The 18723-nt window shown below is 71.1% G+C and carries 12 protein-coding genes; 5 read left to right on the plus strand and 7 right to left on the minus strand.

Going from position 1 to position 18723, the window contains the following annotated elements; genetic code table 11:
* Positions 1-40 precede the first annotated feature (40 nt).
* The 4 genes from QF035_RS35030 to QF035_RS35045 form a co-directional block, all read right to left on the minus strand.
* A complete protein-coding gene (locus tag QF035_RS35030; RefSeq protein WP_307524646.1) occupies positions 41-1819 on the minus strand; it encodes a SpoIIE family protein phosphatase in 1779 nt (592 codons plus the stop codon).
* 164 nt (positions 1820-1983) lie between these two features.
* Entirely contained in the window at positions 1984-4113 is a 2130-nt protein-coding gene (locus tag QF035_RS35035) for a molybdopterin oxidoreductase family protein (protein ID WP_307524648.1), read from the minus strand.
* 179 nt (positions 4114-4292) lie between these two features.
* Positions 4293-4580, minus strand: coding sequence for a hypothetical protein (locus QF035_RS35040; RefSeq protein WP_307524649.1), 288 nt, complete (start codon positions 4578-4580; stop codon positions 4293-4295).
* A gap of 153 nt (positions 4581-4733) precedes the next feature.
* Complete coding sequence (locus tag QF035_RS35045; protein ID WP_307524651.1) at positions 4734-5447, minus strand: SanA/YdcF family protein; 714 nt, start codon at positions 5445-5447, stop codon at positions 4734-4736.
* 210 nt (positions 5448-5657) lie between these two features.
* Between QF035_RS35045 and QF035_RS35050 the strand changes: the two genes are divergently transcribed.
* The 5 genes from QF035_RS35050 (at position 5658) to QF035_RS35070 (ending at position 13093) form a co-directional block, all read left to right on the plus strand.
* Positions 5658-6557, plus strand: coding sequence for a sirohydrochlorin chelatase (locus tag QF035_RS35050; protein ID WP_307524652.1), 900 nt, complete (start codon positions 5658-5660; stop codon positions 6555-6557).
* 224 nt (positions 6558-6781) lie between these two features.
* Positions 6782-8104, plus strand: a complete 1323-nt coding sequence (locus QF035_RS35055; RefSeq protein ID WP_307524654.1) for a deoxyguanosinetriphosphate triphosphohydrolase — start codon at positions 6782-6784, stop codon at positions 8102-8104.
* A gap of 121 nt (positions 8105-8225) precedes the next feature.
* A complete protein-coding gene (locus tag QF035_RS35060; RefSeq protein ID WP_307524656.1) occupies positions 8226-9491 on the plus strand; it encodes an NAD(P)/FAD-dependent oxidoreductase in 1266 nt (421 codons plus the stop codon).
* 46 nt (positions 9492-9537) lie between these two features.
* The gene (dnaG, locus tag QF035_RS35065; protein WP_307524658.1) at positions 9538-11445 is read left to right on the plus strand and encodes a DNA primase; all 1908 of its coding nucleotides are present in this window, start codon (positions 9538-9540) and stop codon (positions 11443-11445) included.
* A 367-nt stretch (positions 11446-11812) separates the two neighbouring features.
* Positions 11813-13093 (plus strand): RNA polymerase sigma factor, encoded by a 1281-nt coding sequence (locus QF035_RS35070; RefSeq protein WP_307524659.1) that lies wholly within the window; start codon positions 11813-11815, stop codon positions 13091-13093.
* Between the two features lie 329 nt (positions 13094-13422).
* On the opposite strand, the gene QF035_RS35075 is transcribed toward QF035_RS35070, so the two are convergent.
* The 3 genes from QF035_RS35075 to QF035_RS35085 form a co-directional block, all read right to left on the minus strand.
* On the minus strand, positions 13423-15351 hold the full coding sequence (locus tag QF035_RS35075; RefSeq protein WP_307524660.1) for an ABC transporter ATP-binding protein: 1929 nt from the start codon (positions 15349-15351) through the stop codon (positions 13423-13425).
* Positions 15351-17084, minus strand: coding sequence for an ABC transporter ATP-binding protein (locus QF035_RS35080; RefSeq protein ID WP_307524662.1), 1734 nt, complete (start codon positions 17082-17084; stop codon positions 15351-15353). The genes QF035_RS35075 and QF035_RS35080 overlap by 1 nt, the downstream gene beginning before the upstream one ends.
* Before the next feature lie 167 nt (positions 17085-17251).
* Positions 17252-18706, minus strand: coding sequence for an FGGY family carbohydrate kinase (locus QF035_RS35085; RefSeq protein ID WP_269652767.1), 1455 nt, complete (start codon positions 18704-18706; stop codon positions 17252-17254).
* Positions 18707-18723 lie beyond the last annotated feature (17 nt).

Below are 18723 nucleotides of genomic sequence, written 5' to 3' on the forward strand. Positions count from 1 at the left end.
GGCCCCGAGCTCCCAGCTCCGAGCTCCCAGCTCCGAGCCCTCAGCCCCCAGCCCGAGCCCCGAGCCCGAAGGCCCCAGCTCCGAGGCCCAGCGGCCATCCCGACGTCGGACTCCAGGGACGCAGCCGCGCCGCCATCACCGCCACGTCGTCCTCCGCCGTGCCGCCCGGGACGAGGCCGGCCAGGAGGACGGCCAACTGGTCCTCCAGGGAGCCGTCGCTGGGGAGGCGCTGCCGGGTCAGGCGGCCCAGCCACTCGTCGACGTCCTGTTCGCGGCGCTCGACCAGGCCGTCGGTGTAGAGGAGCAGGGTCCGGTCGGGAGCGCAGCAGCCGGTGACCACCTCGTAGCCGCCGAACCCGGTGCCCAGGGGCGGGCCCACCGGCACGGGGAACAGGCCGACCCTGCCGTCGGCGTCCAGGATCGCGGGCGGCAGATGACCGGCGCTGGTGTAGAGGCACTCGCCGTTCTCCGGATCGGCCAGGACCAGCAGACAGGTGGCGGGACGGTCGGTGCCGGAGCGGGTGATCAGCTCGTCCAGGCGTTCCAGCACGGCGTGCGGTGGCAGGTCGTCGGCGGCCACGACCCGGAGCATCGCCCGGTAGTGGCTCATGGCCACCGCGGCCTCGACGCCGTGGCCCATCACATCGCCCATGGCGAGCAGCGTGCGACGACGGGACACCGGTATGACGTCGTACCAGTCGCCGCCCACCAACGCGCTGTCCCCGGCGGGCAGATAGCGCGTGGCCACCTCGATCCCGGGGTGGGGGCAGGGCCCCTCGGCGAGCAGCGCGCGCTGGAGTTCCACCGCGATGCCGTGTTCGTGGGCATAGCGCTGGGCGTTGTCGAGGCCGATCGCGGCGCGCCCCACCAGGTCCTGGGCCATCACCACGTCCTGGTGCTCGAAGGGCGGCGAGTCCCCGACCCTGACGAGCACGACCACTCCCATCAGATTGCCCCGGGCGGTCAGCGGCACGACCAGGTCGGAGTGGACACCGACCGCGCGATGGGCCGGGAAATGCTCCATGTCGGGTATGGAACGGCTCAGTTCCTCGGCGCTGAGCTGGTTCTCCACCACGGGACGGCCGCTGTCCAGGCAGCGCTGAACGCTCGACCCGTGCCGGTAGTGCAGCTGCTCGCCGACGGTCGCGCTGATCTCCACCAGATAGTCCTGGAGATGGGGCACGGCCGCGACCCCGGCCATCCGCAGCCGGACCGGACCGTGCCGCTCGGGCGGCGGACGGTGTGCGGGCGGCGGACGGTGTTCGGGGAGGTGCTCCGAGCCGTGCGGGGCCGGGTACCTCATCACCGCGGCCATGTCGGTGAGCTCCGAGGAGAGGAAGTCGGCCAGCTCGGCGCAGGTGTCGTCGACGCGGAGCGTGGTACCGATGCGGGTGGCGGCGCGGTCCAGCAGAGCCAGCCGTTTCCGCACCCGCTCCAGCTCCCTGTGCTGATGCCGTACGCCGTTGATCACCATGATGACCACGGCCACGCCCACGACGTCCCCGTCGGCCTCAAGGCGGTGGTACGCGCCGCGCCAGCTGTGGTGCTCCAGGCCCGCCCCGGAGAGCGTCACGCCGTCGTTGATGCCCTCGCGGGAACGCCCGTCGGCCAGCACCTCACGCAGTACGCCCTTGCCGCGACCGGTGAACGGCAGCACTTCCTCGACGGCCCGGCCCAGGTGTTCGTCGGCGGGCTTCCCGCTGAGGCGGGCCAGCGCCGGGTTGACGTACAGATAGCGGAGTTCGGGATCGAGGATGCCGACACAGGCGGGGGTCGCGTCCAGCACCCCCAGCAACAGTCCGTCACCCAGACGGTCCATGAACCCATCCTGAACCGGGGCACGCACCCGCGCATGTCGGAGATACCCCGGGGCGGCATGCCCTTCAGGGGCCGCGCCCCTCCAGGGGCGCGGGGCTGTGTCGATATGCGGCTCCGCCGCGTGGGCGCGACCAGCCACAACGAACCCGCACCGACCTACGAAGCTCAGCCCATCCGCTCAACCCTCTCCACCCGCACCGCACAGGCCTTGAACTCCGGCATCCGCGAGGTCGGGTCGAGCGCCGGATTGGTCAACGTGTTGGCCCGCCCCTCGCCCGGCCAGTGGAACGGCATGAACACGGTGTCGGGCCGGATGGAGGTGGTGATCCGCGCGGGCGCCACCGCGCGCCCGCGCCGCGACACCACGGCCAGCGGCTCCCCCTCCACGGCCCCGACCCGCTCGGCCAGCCGGGGATGCAACTCCACGAACGAACCGGGCGCGGCGGCGTTCAGCTCGTCGACCCGCCGGGTCTGCGCACCGGACTGGTACTGCGACACCACCCGCCCGGTCGTCAGCAACACCGGATACTCCTCGTCCGGCTCTTCGGCCAGCGGCCGATGGTTCACGGCGACGAACCGCGCACGCCCGTCAGGGGTGGCGAACCGGTCGAGAAAAAGACGCGGGGTGCCGGGATGGGCACGGGGGTCCTCAGCCCTGCCCTCCTCCTCACCGGCGGAGCCACTCGCCGGGCACGGCCAGAACACCCCGTTCTCCTCCGCCAGACGGCGATACGTGATGCCCGAGTAGTCGGCGGGCCCGCCCGCGCTGGCCCGGCGCAGTTCCTCGAAGACCTCCTCCGGGTCCGTGGGGAAGCCCTTCTCCACGCCCAGCCGGTCGGCCAGTTCGTGCATCACGTGCAGATCGCTGTGGACGCCCTCCGGAGGAGTGATCGCCTGCTTGCGCAGCAGGACCCGCCCCTCCAGATTCGTCGTCGTGCCGCCCTCCTCTGCCCACTGGGTGACGGGCAGGACGACGTCCGCGAGCTCGGCCGTCTCGGACAGCACGACGTCGGCGACCGCGAGGAAGTCGAGGGACTTGAGCCGCTCCTCGATGTGGGCGGCCCGGGGCGCGGACACCACCGGGTTCGAGGCCATCAGCAGCAGCGCGCGGATGTCCGTACCCATGGCGTCGAGCAGTTCGTAGGCGCTGCGGCCGGGCCCCGGCAGCGAGTCGGGGTCGACGCCCCAGACCTCGGCCACATGGCGGCGGGCCGCCGGATCGTCGAGCTTGCGGTAGCCGGGCAACTGGTCGGCCTTCTGGCCGTGTTCACGCCCGCCCTGGCCGTTGCCCTGCCCGGTGAGACAGCCGTATCCGGAGAAGGGCCGCCCCGGACGCCCGGTCGCCAGACAGAGGTTGATCCACGCGCCGACGGTGTCCGTGCCCTTGGAGTGCTGCTCGGGCCCGCGCGCGGTGAGCACCATCGCGGACTCCGGCTCGCAGAACATCCGTACCGTCTCCCGGAGTTCGGGGACGGACACGCCCGTGATCCGCTCCACGTACTCCGGCCAGTGCGCCATCGCGGCGGCCCGCGCCTCCTCCCAGCCGCTGGTCCGCTCCTGGATGTACGCCTCGTCCGTACGCCCCTCCGCCACCACCAGGTGCAACAGCCCCAGGGCCAGGGCGAGATCCGTGCCGGGGCGGGGCGCGAGGTGCAGGTCGGCCTGCTCGGCGGTCCGGGTGCGGCGCGGGTCGATGACGACCAACGTGCCGCCGTTCTCCTTGAGTTCGGTGAGATAGCGGAGCGCCGGCGGCATGGTCTCGGCGAGGTTGGAACCGACCAGGATGACGCATCCCGTCTTCGGGATGTCCTCCAGGGGGAAGGGCAGTCCCCGGTCCAGGCCGAAGGCCTTGATACCGCCGGCCGCCGCCGACGACATGCAGAAGCGGCCGTTGTAGTCGATCTGCGAGGTGCCGAGCACGACCCGGGCGAACTTCCCGAGCGTGTACGCCTTCTCGTTGGTCAGCCCGCCCCCGCCGAACACCCCGCACGCGTCCGGGCCATGCTCCGTACGCGTGCGGGACAGCTCCCCGGCGATCCGGTCGAGCGCCTCGTCCCAGCCGGCCGGCTCCAGCACTCCCGCCCTCCGGATCAGGGGCGAGGTCAGCCGCACCCCGGGGGAGAGCAGCGCGGGCGCCGTACGGCCCTTGCCGCACAGGGCGCCCCGGTTCACCGGGAAGTCCGGGCGCTCCGTCACCTCGACCGGACTGCCGCCGCTGTCCGGCGTGGGCGTCAGATTCATCCCGCACTGCAAGGCGCAGTACGGGCAGTGGGTGGGCGTGGCGGTGGTCTGCATACCGGTCAGCGTGCGTCGGCCGTGTTACGCGGCGGGACGCTCCCCGTTACGCGGCAGGCACGGGGACCTCCCCGCCGGAACCGGCGGGACGTGAGGAAGTCCCGCCGGCCCCGCTCAGAGGCAGCGCTCACTCGGCCGCTGGTTCAGCCGCCGGTTCGGCCGATGGTTCAGTGGCCGGCTCAGCACACGTACGCGTAGTACGGGACGTCGCCCGGGTCCAGGCCGATGCGCCCGACCCCGCCGGGGCCGATCTGGATACAGCTCGGGTCGAAGCCGTCGACTTCGACACTGGCGGAGACCGTGTAGTTGCACACGTTGTGGATGTCGGCCCAACCGTCGCCGTAGGCACCGAGCTTGGCGCACCCCGGCTCCTTCTTCGCCTCGTCGTCGTCCGCCACGGCGGCCGGAGCCGAGAACAACGCGGCCGCCATGGCGGCGACGAAGGCGGTACGCAGACCAGTCATCATGTGTCCTTTCTCCTGGGCCCGTTCGGATCCGAGCCCCTGAAAAAGACACTATCCGTAATCAGTTGATTACAGAGAGCTGCGTAATCGCTTTCACGCGGCAGGGTGACAGGCGCGCGTCAAACCTGGCGGTGTGCGTGATCTGCGTCTCGTCGACTATCGGCCGCCGGCCGCCAACGCCCTTTCCACGCCCGGTTCTTGGGGCCCGAGGAAGTGGGGGTCAGGCTCGAAGACCGCGTCCAGGAGTGCCTTCCCCGCAGCGAAGACCTCCCGGGCGCCCCCGTAGTACCAGGTCACGTCGTGCACGGCGTCCACCCCGACCCCGTACGACGTGACGCCCGCCTCCTGGCAGAGCGCGACCGCCCGCCGGATGTGGAAGCCCTGGCTGATCAGTACGGCCCTGTCGACGCCGAAGATCTTCTTGGCCCGTACGCAGGAGTCCCAGGTGTCGAAGCCCGCGTAGTCGCTGACGATCCGCGCGTCGGGCACACCACGCTCCGTGAGATACGTCCGCATGGCGTCCGGCTCGTCGTAGTCCTCGCGGCTGTTGTCGCCGGTGACCAGAACCACCTCCACGCGTCCGTCCCGGTACAGCTCGGCCGCCGCGTCCAGCCGGTGCGCGAGGTACGGCGACGGCTCGCCGCGCCACAGCCCCGCCCCGAAGACGACCGCCACCTCGGTGCGCGGCACGTCGGCCGTGGTCCGCAGCCGGTCGCCCGTGACCACGTACATCCACGTCGAGGGAAGCAGCGCGAGGACGCACCCGGCCATCACGGCCTGTACGGCCCGGCGCTGCCCCGTCCGGGTCCGCGGCAGGCGCGGTCTCGGCAGGCGTGGCCGCGGCAGCTTCGGCAGCTTCGGACGACGCATCGGACGGTCCCTCCCCAGGTGGCCTCGACCCTGAGGACGCCCATTACGTTGATCCGGTTCGCCCGGCACACAGTGACCAGCTTCACCCGGGAAGCAGTAACCGCAGGTCACCGCGCCTCACAGACCCCGTACACCCCACCGTGAACCGTCGGAAAACACCCGTCATTCCGGCGCAACGGGGTGGCAACCTGCGACCCTCACCATCAGTGCATGACGGCGTCGAACACTTCGCGCGACGAGTCCAAGCCCCGCCCCGGCGGCCAGCCGCTGCGTGGCGCCCACCTCGACAGTACGGCGCAACTCATGAACCGGATCACCAGCCAGCTCGGCAGCCAGCTCAGCCTCGTGTCCCTCGACGGCACCCGGCGTCCCGCCCCGCCCGCCCTCGTCCTCGTGGGCCACGGCAGCCGCGACCCGCGCGCCCTGAGCACCGTCCGGACCCTCCTGGCCCGGATCCGCGACCTGCGCCCCGGTCTGCCCGTGCACCTGGGGCACATCGAGCTGAACGAGCCCCTGCTGCCCGACACGCTCGCGGGCCTCGGCACCGGCGACGCCGTCCTCGTACCGCTGCTGCTCAGCCGCGGCTACCACGTCAAGCAGGACATCCCCGAGGCCGCGGCCGCCGCACGGGCCGACACCCGCGTCGCGGGGCCGCTCGGCCCGCACCCGCTCCTCGTGGAGACGCTGTACGAGCGCCTGACCGAGGCCGGCTGGCGGGCGCCCCGGGACGAGGCCGAGCGCAGGGCGAGCGGGGTCGTGCTCGCCGCCGCCGGATCGCGCGACCCCGACGCGGCCGTCGACACCCGCCGCACCGCGGGCCTCCTGGCCGAGCGGCTCGGCGTCCCCGTCGTTCCGGCGTACGCCTCCGCCGCCACGCCCACCGTGCCGACCGCGGTACTGGCCCTCGCCGCCCGAGGCCGCCATCGCGTCGCCGTCGCCTCCTACTTCACGGCCCCCGGCCGCTTCTCCACCGAGTGCGCGGCCGCCGCCCCCTGGATCGCCTCGGCCCCCCTGGGCGCCCACCCGTCCATGGCCCGCCTGATCCTCCACCGCTACGACCAGGCGGTCGCGACCCCGATCACGGCGACACCCGCCCTGGCTTCGGCGTAGGCGCTCCGCTCGGCCCGGTGTGTCGGCTGCGGGTCCGTCGTGGCTGATCGCGCAGTTCCCCGCGCCCCTGAAAGCACCGACCCCGGCCGTGGCCCTCAGGGGTGCGGGGAACTGCGCGACCAGCCCAACTCAACCCGCACCCGCAAACGAACAGCCCCCGGCAGACGCGCAGGCGCACAACACCCCCGCCCCAATTGTCAGCCGCTCCGCTTACTGTTCAAGACATGGAAGGCACCAGCACCGACACCACCCAAAACCCGTACGAGCACCACATCGCACCCCCCGGCTACGACCCCACGTCAGTGGAGCGTTGGGCCACAGAACCGGACAAACGCCCCGGCCGCACCGCCTTCCAGCGCGACCGCGCCCGCGTCCTGCACTCCTCGGCCCTGCGTCGCCTCGCAGGCAAGACCCAGGTCGTCACCCCCGGCACCAGGAGCCAGGTCTGGGACGCGAGCCCCCGCACCCGCCTGACCCACTCCCTGGAGTGCGCCCAGGTCGGCCGCGAGCTGGGCGCCGCCCTCGGCTGCGACCCCGACCTCGTCGAGGCGGCCTGTCTCTCCCACGACCTGGGCCACCCGCCCTTCGGGCACAACGGAGAGCAGGCACTGAACGAGTTCGCGGAGGACTGCGGCGGCTTCGAGGGCAACGCGCAGTCGCTCAGACTGCTCACCCGCATCGAACCCAAACGCTTCGTGAGAAGCGACGAGAGCGGCGACCTCGTCAGCGTCGGCCTCAACCTCACTCGCGCCGCCCTGGACGCGGCCACCAAGTACCCCTGGCCGCGCGGCGCCCACCCGACAGACCCGAAGTCCCCGAAGTTCGGGGTCTACGACGACGACCGCCCCGTCTTCGACTGGGTCCGCAAGGCCGCCCCCGGCACCCGCACCACCTTCGAGGCTCAGGTCATGGACTGGGCCGACGACGTGGCGTACTCCGTGCACGACGTCGAGGACGGCCTGCACGCGGGCCACATCGACCCCAACTGCCTGCACGCGGAGCCCGAGCGGCAGGAGATCTTCGCGGTCGCCGTCGGGAGGTACGTCCCGGTGGACACCGACCCCGCCGAGCTGGGCGAGGCCCTCGACCGCCTCCTGGACCAGGAGTGGTGGCCGCACGGCTACGACGGCTCCGCGGTCGCGCAGGCCCGGCTGAAGGACGCCACCAGCCAGCTCATCGGCCGGTTCTGCCTCGCCGCGGAGGGCGCGACGCGCGCGGCGTACGGGACGGGCAGGCTCACGCGGTACGCGGCCGAGCTGGTCGTCCCGCACGCGGCCCGCCTTGAGTGCGCGGTCCTCAAGGCCGTCGCCGACCGGTACGTCATGCAGCGCGCCGAGCAGGAGCGGCTCCGCGCCGACCAGCGGATCGTCGTCGCCGAGCTCGCGGAGGCGCTCACCGCCCGCGCGCCGGACGGCCTGGACCCGCAGTTTCGAGCCCTGTTCGACCAGGCGTCGGACGACCGTGCCCGCAAGCGGGTGATCGTCGACCAGATCGCGTCCCTGACGGACGCCTCCGCGCGATCACTGCATGCGAGGCTCACGGGGTAGCTGTGGCGTCCGGACGGGGAGGGCGTGACCCTGCGTGGCCTGATCGGGCCACTCCCTCTTCCCCCATCACGCTCCGTGCGGGACGCTCGCATGTGGCGACATCCTTACGAGGAGGCATCAAGTGGTCGACGCAGATCAGACATTCGTCATCGTCGGAGGCGGGCTGGCCGGCGCGAAGGCGGCCGAGACGCTCCGGGCGGAGGGCTTCACCGGCCGCGTGATACTGATCTGCGACGAGCGCGACCACCCGTACGAACGCCCGCCGCTGTCCAAGGGCTATCTGCTCGGCAAGGAGGAGCGCGACAGCGTCTTCGTGCACGAGCCCGCCTGGTACGCGCGCAACGACGTCGAGCTGCACCTCGGCCAGACCGTCGACGCCATCGACCGGACCGCGAAGACCGTCCGCTTCGGTGACGACGGCACGCTCGTCCACTACGACAAGCTGCTGCTCGTGACCGGCTCCGAACCGCGCCGCCTCGACATCCCGGGCACCGACCTCGCGGGCGTCCACCACCTGCGGCGCCTCGCCCACGCGGAGCGCCTCAAGCACGTACTGACCGCCCTCGGCCGGGACAACGGCCACCTCGTCATCGCGGGCGCGGGCTGGATCGGCCTGGAAGTCGCCGCGGCCGCCCGTGAGTACGGCGCCGAGGTCACCGTCGTCGAGCACGGGCCGACCCCGCTGCACTCGGTCCTCGGCCCCGAGCTCGGCCAGCTCTTCGCCGAACTGCACCGCGAGCACGGCGTCCGCTTCCACTTCGGCGCCCGGCTCACCGAGATCACCGGCCAGGACGGCATGGTCCTGGCGGCCCGCACGGACGACGGCGAGGAGCACCCCGCGCACGACGTCCTGGCCGCCATCGGCGCCGCCCCGCGCACCGGCCTCGCCGAGGCCGCGGGCCTCACGATGGTCGACCGCGCGCAGGGTGGCGGCATCGCGGTCGACGAGCAGCTGCGCACCTCCGACCCCGACATCTACGCGGCCGGTGACGTGGCCGCCTTCCACCACGCGCTGTTCGACACCCGCCTGCGCGTCGAGCACTGGGCGAACGCCCTGAACGGCGGCCCGGCGGCGGCCCGCGCGATGCTGGGCCGCGAGCTGACGTACGACAGGGTGCCCTATTTCTTCTCCGACCAGTACGACGTAGGGCTCGAGTACTCGGGCTGGGCGCCCCCGGGCACGTACGACCAAGTGGTGATCCGGGGAGACGCGGGCAAGCGCGAGTTCATCGCCTTCTGGGTGAAGGAAGGACGGGTGCTGGCCGGGATGAACGTGAATGTGTGGGACGTCACGGACCCGATCCAGCAACTGATCCGGAGCCGGACCCAGGTGGACTCCGAGGCACTCGCGGACCCGCACGTTCCGCTGGACAGTCTGGTCCCATGACCGACGGCGGCACTCGACTGTCACACCGTCCCCGTAGAATCCATGCGTGGCTGGAAGGATCAACGACGAGGACGTGAAGGCGGTTCGGGACGCGGTCCCGATCGACGCCGTGGTCTCGGAGTACCTCCAACTGCGCAACGCGGGCGGCGGGAACCTCAAGGGTCTCTGCCCCTTCCACGACGAGAAGTCGCCCTCCTTCCAGGTCAGCCCGAGCAAGGGGCTCTTCCACTGCTTCGGCTGCCAGGAGGGCGGCGACACCATCACGTTCGTGATGAAGGTCGACCACCTCACCTTCTCGGAGTCGGTCGAGCGCCTCGCCGCCCAGGCCGGCATCACGCTGCGCTACGAGGAGGGCGGCTACAACCCCTCCCACCAGCGCGGCGAGCGCATCCGCCTGGTCGAGGCCCACAAGATCGCCGCCCAGTTCTACATCGAGCAGCTCGACACCAGCTCCGAGGCCGACACCGGCCGCAAGTTCCTCGCCGAGCGCGGTTTCGACCAGGCCGCGGCCACCCACTTCGGCGTCGGCTACAGCCCCCAGGGCTGGGACCACCTCACGCGCTACCTCCGTGGCAAGGGCTTCTCCGACAAGGAGATCCTTCTCTCCGGCCTCTCCCAGGAGGGCCGCCGCGGCCCCATCGACCGCTTCCGCGGCCGCCTCATGTGGCCGATCCGCGACATCGGCGGCGAGGTCGTCGGCTTCGGCGCCCGAAAGCTGTACGAGTCGGACAACGGCCCGAAGTACTTGAACACACCCGACACGCCGATCTACCGCAAGTCCCAGGTCCTCTACGGCATCGACCTCGCCAAGAAGGACATCGCCAAGAGCAGCCGGGCCGTCGTGGTCGAGGGCTACACGGACGTGATGGCCTGCCACCTCGCCGGCATCACCACCGCCATCGCGACCTGCGGCACGGCCTTCGGCGGCGACCACATCAAGATCCTCCGACGGCTCCTGATGGACAACGGCTCGGCACGCGTGATCTTCACCTTCGACGGCGACTCGGCCGGCCAGAAGGCAGCCCTGCGCGCATTCGAGGACGACCAGAAGTTCGCCGCCGAGACGTACATCGCGATCGCCCCGGACGGCATGGACCCCTGCGAGCTGCGTCTCGCGAAGGGCGACGCGGCGGTCGCCGACCTGGTCGAACCGCGCACCCCGCTCTTCGAGTTCGCCCTCCGCCAGATCATCCTGCGCTACGACCTGGAGACCCCCGCGGGCCGCGCCGCCGCGCTCGACGAGGCGGCCCCGATCGTGGCCCGCATCAAGAACAGCGGCGCCCAGCACGAGGTCGCCGTCCAGCTCGCCGGCATGCTCGGCATCCTCGACACGCAGTTCGTCGTCAAGCGCGTCGCCCAGCTGGCCCGCTGGGCCCGCGACCGCGGCGGCAAGGGCCCCGCGCCGACGAGCACCGGCCGCGCCCCGCAGCAGTTCGACGGCAGCGGCCCACGGCCCACCTCGGGGCCGGCCCTGACCCTCCGCAACCCCGTGTTCGCCACCGAGCGCGAGCTCCTCAAGCTCGCCCTCCAGCGCCCCGAACTGGTGTCCCCGGCCTTCGACGCGTACGGCGTGGACGAGTTCACCGCCCCGCCGTACGCGGCCGTCCGCGAGACGATCATCGAGGCGGGCGGCGCGGAGTACGGCGTCCAGGACCCGCAGGAGTACCTGGTCCGCGTCCGCGAGGCCGCCTCGGACGACGCGGTTCGCGCCATGGTCACCGAGCTGGCCGTCGAGGCCATCATGCGCAAGACCGTCGACGAGCACTACGCGGGCGAGCAGCTGGTCACCGTCCGCCGCCGTGCCGTGGAGCGCCGCGTCCGGGACGTCCAGGGCGCCCTCGCCCGCGCCACCGCCCAGGGCGACCCGGCCCAGCTGGCCGCCGTACAGAACGAGTTGTGGGTGCTCCAGCAGTACGACCAGGCGCTGCGCGAGAAGGGCGCGAGCGCGCTCTGAGGCGGGCGCACTTCTCGGGCCTTCTCGGGCCTTCTTGTGCACGGGCCGATTCGGCGGCGTGCGACGGGGAACCCGGCAACGTGACCATCGGCTGTGACGGCATCCGGCGCGAGCCGCGAGATGTACGTCAGCTCGAGACCGGCGCCGGCCGCCCAGTGGCGCAGCCGTTCAGACCGGCAGCACTGTCACGGCGGACCGTCGCGGGTGCCCCGTAATCGGAACCGGAGACTCGGGGATCGTGCCAGATCAGGGCACGCACGGGCACACGGGTTTTTCGCGAGGGTAACCACGCGGTCACGGACCGGACTCAAAAAGTCCCCGCACGCCCCTCGTGGCGACGATGTGTCGTACTCCACACTGGGTTCCGGTGCCTGAGTCCTCGGAGCGCGGCCGACCCGAACGCGACGGGTCCAATGTCCCCGCGGTTCCGCTCAACGTGTTCGGGACGGACAGCGGCAAGGCCGTCGTCCCCGTCCCGCTGCCGCACGCCTCAGCAGCGACATTCCTGGAGGTCGCCCCCGTGCAGACCCAGACCCTCACCCAGACCGACAACACCAGCGACACGGACGCGGATTCCGACGTCATCGGGGCCGTACCCGCGCAGAGCCGTGTCGCGCACCACCCCGAGACGGCGGCGGAGCCGGAGGGCTCGCCGGCCGAGCCCGAGGAGCCGCCCGTCACCCTCGTGGAGACCGAGGAGCCGGTGGAAGTGCCCCGCGGGCGTACGGACACCGGTGGGCCCTCGTCCGACCTGTTCCGCCAGTACCTGCGGGAGATCGGCCGGATCCCGCTGCTCACCGCGGCGGAGGAGGTGGAGCTGGCGCGCCGGGTCGAGGCCGGCCTCTTCGCGGAGGAGAGGCTGCGGCTGGCCTCCGACCTGGACAGTCAACTCGCCCTGGACCTCGACAAGTTGGTGGTCATGGGCCGGATGGCCAAGCGCCGGCTCATCGAGGCGAACCTCCGGCTGGTCGTCTCCGTCGCCAAGCGGTACGTGGGGCGCGGGCTGACCATGCTCGATCTGGTCCAGGAGGGAAACCTGGGGCTGATCAGGGCGGTCGAGAAGTTCGACTACGCCCGTGGGTACAAGTTCTCGACGTACGCGACCTGGTGGATCCGCCAGGCCATGTCCCGGGCCCTCGCCGACCAGGCCCGGACGATCCGGGTGCCCGTCCACGTGGTCGAGTTGATCAACCGGGTGGTTCGGGTGCAGCGGCGGATGCTGCAGGAACGGGGGTACGAGCCGACGCCGGAGGAGGTCGCGGCGCACCTCGACCTCCCGAGTGAACGGGTCAGCGAGGTCCTGCGCCTGGCCCAGGAGCCGGTGTCCCTCCACGCTCCTGTGGGCGAGGAGGACGATGTGGCTCTCGGGGATCTGATCGAGGACGGGGATGCGACGAGTCCTGTGGAGTCGGCGGCGTTCCTCCTCCTCCGGGAGCACCTGGAGGCGGTCCTCTCCACTCTGGGCGAGCGCGAGCGGAAGGTGGTCCAACTCCGCTACGGCCTCGCCGACGGCCGCCCCCGCACCCTGGAGGAGATAGGCCGCATCTTCGGCGTAACCCGCGAACGCATCCGCCAGATCGAATCCAAGACCCTGAACAAACTCCGAGACCACGCCTTCGCAGACCAGCTGAGGGGCTACCTGGACTGACGACCCCTTTTCCTCGCCCCGCCGCCCCTACCCGTCCCATCCCTGGGGGCTGCGCCCCCAGACCCCCGCTAATCGGCCTGGCGGCCTCGTCCTCAAACGCCGGACGGGCTGAGGGGTGCCGGGGTGGGTGGGGAAAGTGCGGGTGGGCGGGATTGGGGCGTTATCGGCTGCGGGTTGGGTGTGGCTTGTCGCGCAGTTCCCCGCGCCCCTGAAAACCTAGGGGCGCGGGGAACTGCGCAGTCTTTTGGGGGTTCGGGGGCGGAGCCCCCGAGTAGTGACAGTGGGGGAGGGCAGGGGCGACGGGGGCGAAAGAAACCCGCCGAGCCCCCTCAGTCCACCTCCACCACGGCCTCCGCGAACTGGGCCTGGTACAGGCGCGCGTACGCGCCGTTCGACGCCAGCAGGTCCCCGTGCGCGCCCTGTTCCACGATCGAACCGTTCTCCATCACGAGGATGGTGTCGGCATCACGGATCGTCGACAGACGATGCGCGATGACGAACGACGTCCGACCGTGCGCGAGCTTCGCCATCGCCTTCTGGATCAACACCTCGGTACGGGTGTCAACCGAACTCGTGGCCTCGTCCAGCACCAGAATCACCGGATCGGACAGGAACGCCCGAGCGATCGTGATGAGCTGCTTCTCACCGGCACTCACCCCCGACCCCTCGTCGTCGATGACGGTGTCGTACCCGTCGGGCAACGTCCGGACGAACCGGTCGGCATGGGCGGCCCGAGCCGCCTCCTCGATCTCCCCACGCGTGACCTCACGCGAGGCCCCGTACGCGATGTTCTCCGCGATCGTCCCGCCGAACAGCCAGGTGTCCTGCAGCACCATGCCGATCCCGGCCCGCAGTTCGTCCCGGGACATCTTCGCGATGTCGACCCCGTCGAGGGTGATCCGCCCGCCCGTGACCTCGTAGAAGCGCATCAGCAGGTTCACGAGTGTCGTCTTGCCGGCGCCCGTCGGGCCGACGATCGCGACCGTGTGCCCGGGCTCCACCTTCAGCGACAGTTCCTCGATGAGCGGCTTCTCCGGGTCGTACCGGAAGGAGACCCCCTCCAGCGCCACCCGCCCCCGCAGTTCCTCAGGACGCGCCCCGGTCACCGGGTCCGCCTCCTGCTCCTCCGCGTCCAGCAGCTCGAAGATCCGCTCCGCCGAAGCGACGCCGGACTGCACGAGGTTCGCCATCGAGGCGACCTGGGTGAGCGGCATGGAGAACTGCCGGGAGTACTGGATGAAGGCCTGGACGTCACCGATCGAGAGGGCGCCCGAGGCGACGCGCAGACCGCCGACCACGGCCACCAGCACATAGTTCAGGTTCGACACGAACATCATCAGCGGCTGCATGACCCCGCTGTTGAACTGCGCCCGGAACCCGGCCTCGTACAGCTTCTCGTTCTCCTCGGCGAACTGCGCCGCCGACTCGTCCTGCCGCCCGAAGACCTTGACGAGGTTGTGGCCGGTGTACATCTCCTCGATGTGCGCGTTGAGCTTGCCGGTGGTCCGCCACTGCTGCACGAAGTGCGGCTGCGACCGCTTGCCCACCCGGGTGGCGACGAAGAACGACAGCGGCACGGTGACCAGCGCGACGAGCGCGAGCAGCCACGACACCCAGAACATCATCGCCAGCACACCGACGATCGTCAGCAGCGAGTTGACGAGCTGGCCCATCGACTGCTGAAGGGTCTGCCCGATGTTGTCGATGTCGTTCGTGGCGCGGCTGAGCACCTCACCGCGCTGCCTCTTGTCGAAGTACGACAACGGCAGCCGCGACAGCTTCGTCTGCACGTCCTCGCGCATGTTGTACATCGTCTTGTTGACGGCCCGGTTCACCAGCCGCGTCGCCACGGTCATCAGCAGACCGGCCACCAGGAACGCCACGAGCGCGAGCAGCAGCACCTCGCCGACCGCGCCGAAGTCGATGCCCTCGCCCGGGGTGAAGTCCGTCCCGGAGAGCATGTCGGCCATGCCGCCTTCGCCGCGCTCCCGCATCGCCGCGAGGGCCTCGGCCTTGGTCTGGCCCGCGGGCATCTCCCGCCCGACGACCCCGGCGAAGACGAGGTCGGTGGCCCGGCCCAGGATCTTCGGCCCGAGGACCGAGAGGCCGACGCTGAGCACCACGGCGACGAGCATCACGTACAGAGTGGTGCGTTCCGGCTTGAAATGCGCCAGCAGCCGCTTCCCGGACTTCTTGAAGTCCATCGAGTGATGGTCGGGGCCCGTCCCGGCCATCATCCGCCCCATGGGCCCGGCCATCAGGCTGCCTCCGCTTCCGTCAGCTGGGAGAGCACGATCTCCCGGTATGTCTCGTTCTCCGCCATCAGCTCGTGGTGGCGGCCCGCCCCGACGACCCGGCCCTCGTCGAGGACCACGATGCGGTCGGCGTCCCGGATGGTCGACACCCGCTGGGCGACGATCACGACCGTCGCCTCGGCGGTCTCCTGCGCGAGCGCCCTCCGCAACGCCGCGTCCGTCGCGTAGTCGAGCGCCGAGAAGGAGTCGTCGAAGAGGTAGATCTCGGGGCGCTGCACAAGGGTCCGGGCGATGGCGAGCCGCTGCCGCTGACCGCCCGACACGTTCGTCCCGCCCTGCGCGATCGTCGCGTCGAGACCGTTCTCGAGCCCCTCCACGAAGCCCTTGGCCTGCGCCACCTCCAGCGCGTGCCACAGTTCCTCGTCGGTCGCGTCCGGATTCCCGTACCGGAGATTGGTGGCCACCGTGCCCGCGAAGAGGTACGGCTTCTGCGGTACGAGGCCCACGGTGCGCGCGAGCAGCCGCGGCTCGACCGTCCGTACGTCGACTCCGTCCACCAGCACCTGGCCGTCGGTGGCGTCGAACAGCCGGGGGACCAGGCCCAGCAGCGTGGACTTGCCGCTGCCCGTCGAGCCGATCACGGCGGTGGTCCGACCCGGCAGGGCCACCAGGTCGATGGTTCTCAGCACCGGCTCCTCGGCACCCGGGTAGCGGAACCCGGCACCCCGGATCTCCAGATGGCCGTGCCGCCGCAGCTCCAGGACCGGCGCCTTCGGCGGGACCACACTGCTGGAGGTGTCCAGGACCTCCTGGATGCGCTCGGCACACACCTCCGCGCGCGGCACCATCATGAACATGAAGGTGGCCATCATCACGGACATGACGATCTGCATCAGATAGGCGAGGAACGCGGTCAGCGCGCCGATCTGCATCCCGCCGCTGTCGATCCGGTGGGCGCCGAACCACACCACCGCGATCGACGACACGTTCACCACCGTCATGACGATCGGGAACATCAGCGCCAGCATGCGCCCGGTCCCGAGGGACACCTCGGTGAGGTCGGCGTTCGCCTTCCGGAAGCGCTCCTCCTCGTACCCGTCGCGCACGAAGGCACGGATGACGCGGTTGCCGGTGATCTGCTCGCGCAGCACCCGGTTCACCGTGTCGAGCCGCACCTGCATCGTGCGGAACAGCGGCCGCAGCCGGCGCACGATCAGGCTCACCGAGATCCCGAGCACCGGCACGACGGCGAGCAGCACCCCGGACAGCGGTACGTCGAGACCGAGCGCGAGGACGATGCCGCCCACGCACATGATCGGCGCCGACACCAGCAGGGTGAACGTCATCAGCGTGAGCATCTGCACCTGCTGCACGTCGTTCGTCGTGCGGGTGATCAGCGACGGTGCCCCGAAGTGACCGACCTCACGCGCGGAGAACGACTGCACCCGGTCGAAGATGCCGGCCCGGATGTCCCGTCCGACCGCGGAGGCCGTACGGGCGCCGTAGTAGACGGCCCCGATGTTGCAGACGACCTGGGCCAGCGAGATGCCGATCATCAGGGCGCCGAAGGCCAGGATGTAGCCCGTGTCGCCCTCGACGACACCGTTGTCGATGATGTCCGCGTTGAGCGTGGGCAGGTAGAGCGTGGCGCAGGTCTGCAGGAACTGCAGCAGTACGAGCAGGGCGATGGGTTTCTTGTAGGGCGTGAGATAGGTACGCAGGAGTCGTATGAGCACGCTGGGTCTCTCGGGGTCGGCGGCGGGGCGGTTGGTTGCCCTTGGCCCCTATCGTCGAACACTCCACCCGTGTTACCTCAACTGATTAAGCCAAGAGAGGTCCAAGAGCCGACCGGGCCTCGGTCCGAAGCCGTAGGCCGTTCGAGTCGCCCGGGCTCCGCGAGGCCTCAGGGCCGGAAGGCGCCCGGGTGCGTCTGGTTCCGCACCGACACGTACTGCTGCCGCACGGCCTGGCCCACCGCCAGCTCCTCGCCGGGCTCCAGGATCTGCGCGGCCGCGCCCTGCCAGACGGGCGGCAGCCCCGGCTGGATCGTGCCCTGCGAGGTACCGAGCGCCCAGGCCGCCTGCCGGGCCGCGCCGAGCGCCGCGTAGTCCGCGGGCTGCGGCACCACGATCTGCGTACCGAGCAGCGCGGGTGCGCAGGCCTGCACCGCGCTCAGCTCGGCGGCCTGGCCAAGCAGGAAGATCCGCCGTACCTCGACGCCCCGTTTGCGCAGCACGTCCAGCGCGTCCGCGAGCCCGCACAACATGCCCTCGAAGGCGGCCCGCGCCAGGTGCTCGGGCTTCATCGACTCCCGCCGCAGTCCGGCCAGCGTCCCCGCCGTGTGCGGCAGGTTGGGGGTCCGCTCACCCTCCAGATAGGGCAGCATCACCAGGCCGTGGGAGCCCGGGGTGGACTTCATCGCCAGGTCCGACAAGGCCTCCAGGTCCGGCACGCCGAGCAGTTCGGCGGCCCCGCGCAGGGCCCGTACGGCATTGAGCGTGGTGACGACCGGCAGGTGCATCCCGGTCGCGTCGGCGAGGGAGGTGATCATTCCGGAGGAGTCGACGAGCGCCTCGTGGTGCACGGCCATCACGGAACCGGAGGCGCCGAGCGAGACCACCGCGTCCCCGAGTCCGATGCCCAGACCGAACGCCGCGGCCATCGTCTCGCCCGTCCCCGCCGAGATCAGCAGCCCCTCGGGCGTCGTTCCCGCGGCCTCCCACGGCCCCAGCACATCGGGCAGCAGGGCCTGGTGCCCGAGCGCCAGCTCCACGAGATCGGGCCGGTACGCACCGGTCGCCGCCGACCAGTAGCCGGTCCCGGAGGCCCCGCCCCGGTCGGTGGTCCGGCGGGCCGGGCGGCCGAGCAGCTGCCACACCAGCCAGTCGTGCGCCTGGAGCAGCACGCTGGTGCGCAGCGCCGCCTCGGGTTCGTTCTTCGCGAGCCAGCGCAGCTTCGTCACCGGCTGAGCCGCCTGCGGTACGCAGCCCACGGCCTGCGCCCAGGCCTCGCGTCCGCCGAGGGCGTCGACCAGGTCGGCGGCCGCGACCTGCGCCCGCTTGTCACCGCCGACCATCGCCGGACGCACGGTGTTGCCCTGGGTGTCCACCGGCACGAGCCCGTTCTGCTGCGCGGACACGCCAATGGCCTGAACGCCTTCGAGGAGCCCGCCGCCCGCGGCCTCGCCCAGGGACAGCAGCCAGGCCTGCGGGTCGACGTCCGAGGGCCGGCCGCCCTCGGACATGCCGTCCATCGGATGCGGGGCATACCCCTGCCTGAGCACGGCTCCGCTGTCCGCGTCGCAGACAACGATGCGAGTGAAATCGGGCGAACTGTCCAACCCGGCGACTATCCCCATGGCGGAAATTCTGCCGT

Origin of the sequence: Streptomyces umbrinus, from assembly GCF_030817415.1 — a bacterium.
In the GTDB taxonomy this organism is placed as follows: Bacteria; Actinomycetota; Actinomycetes; order Streptomycetales; family Streptomycetaceae; genus Streptomyces; species Streptomyces umbrinus_A.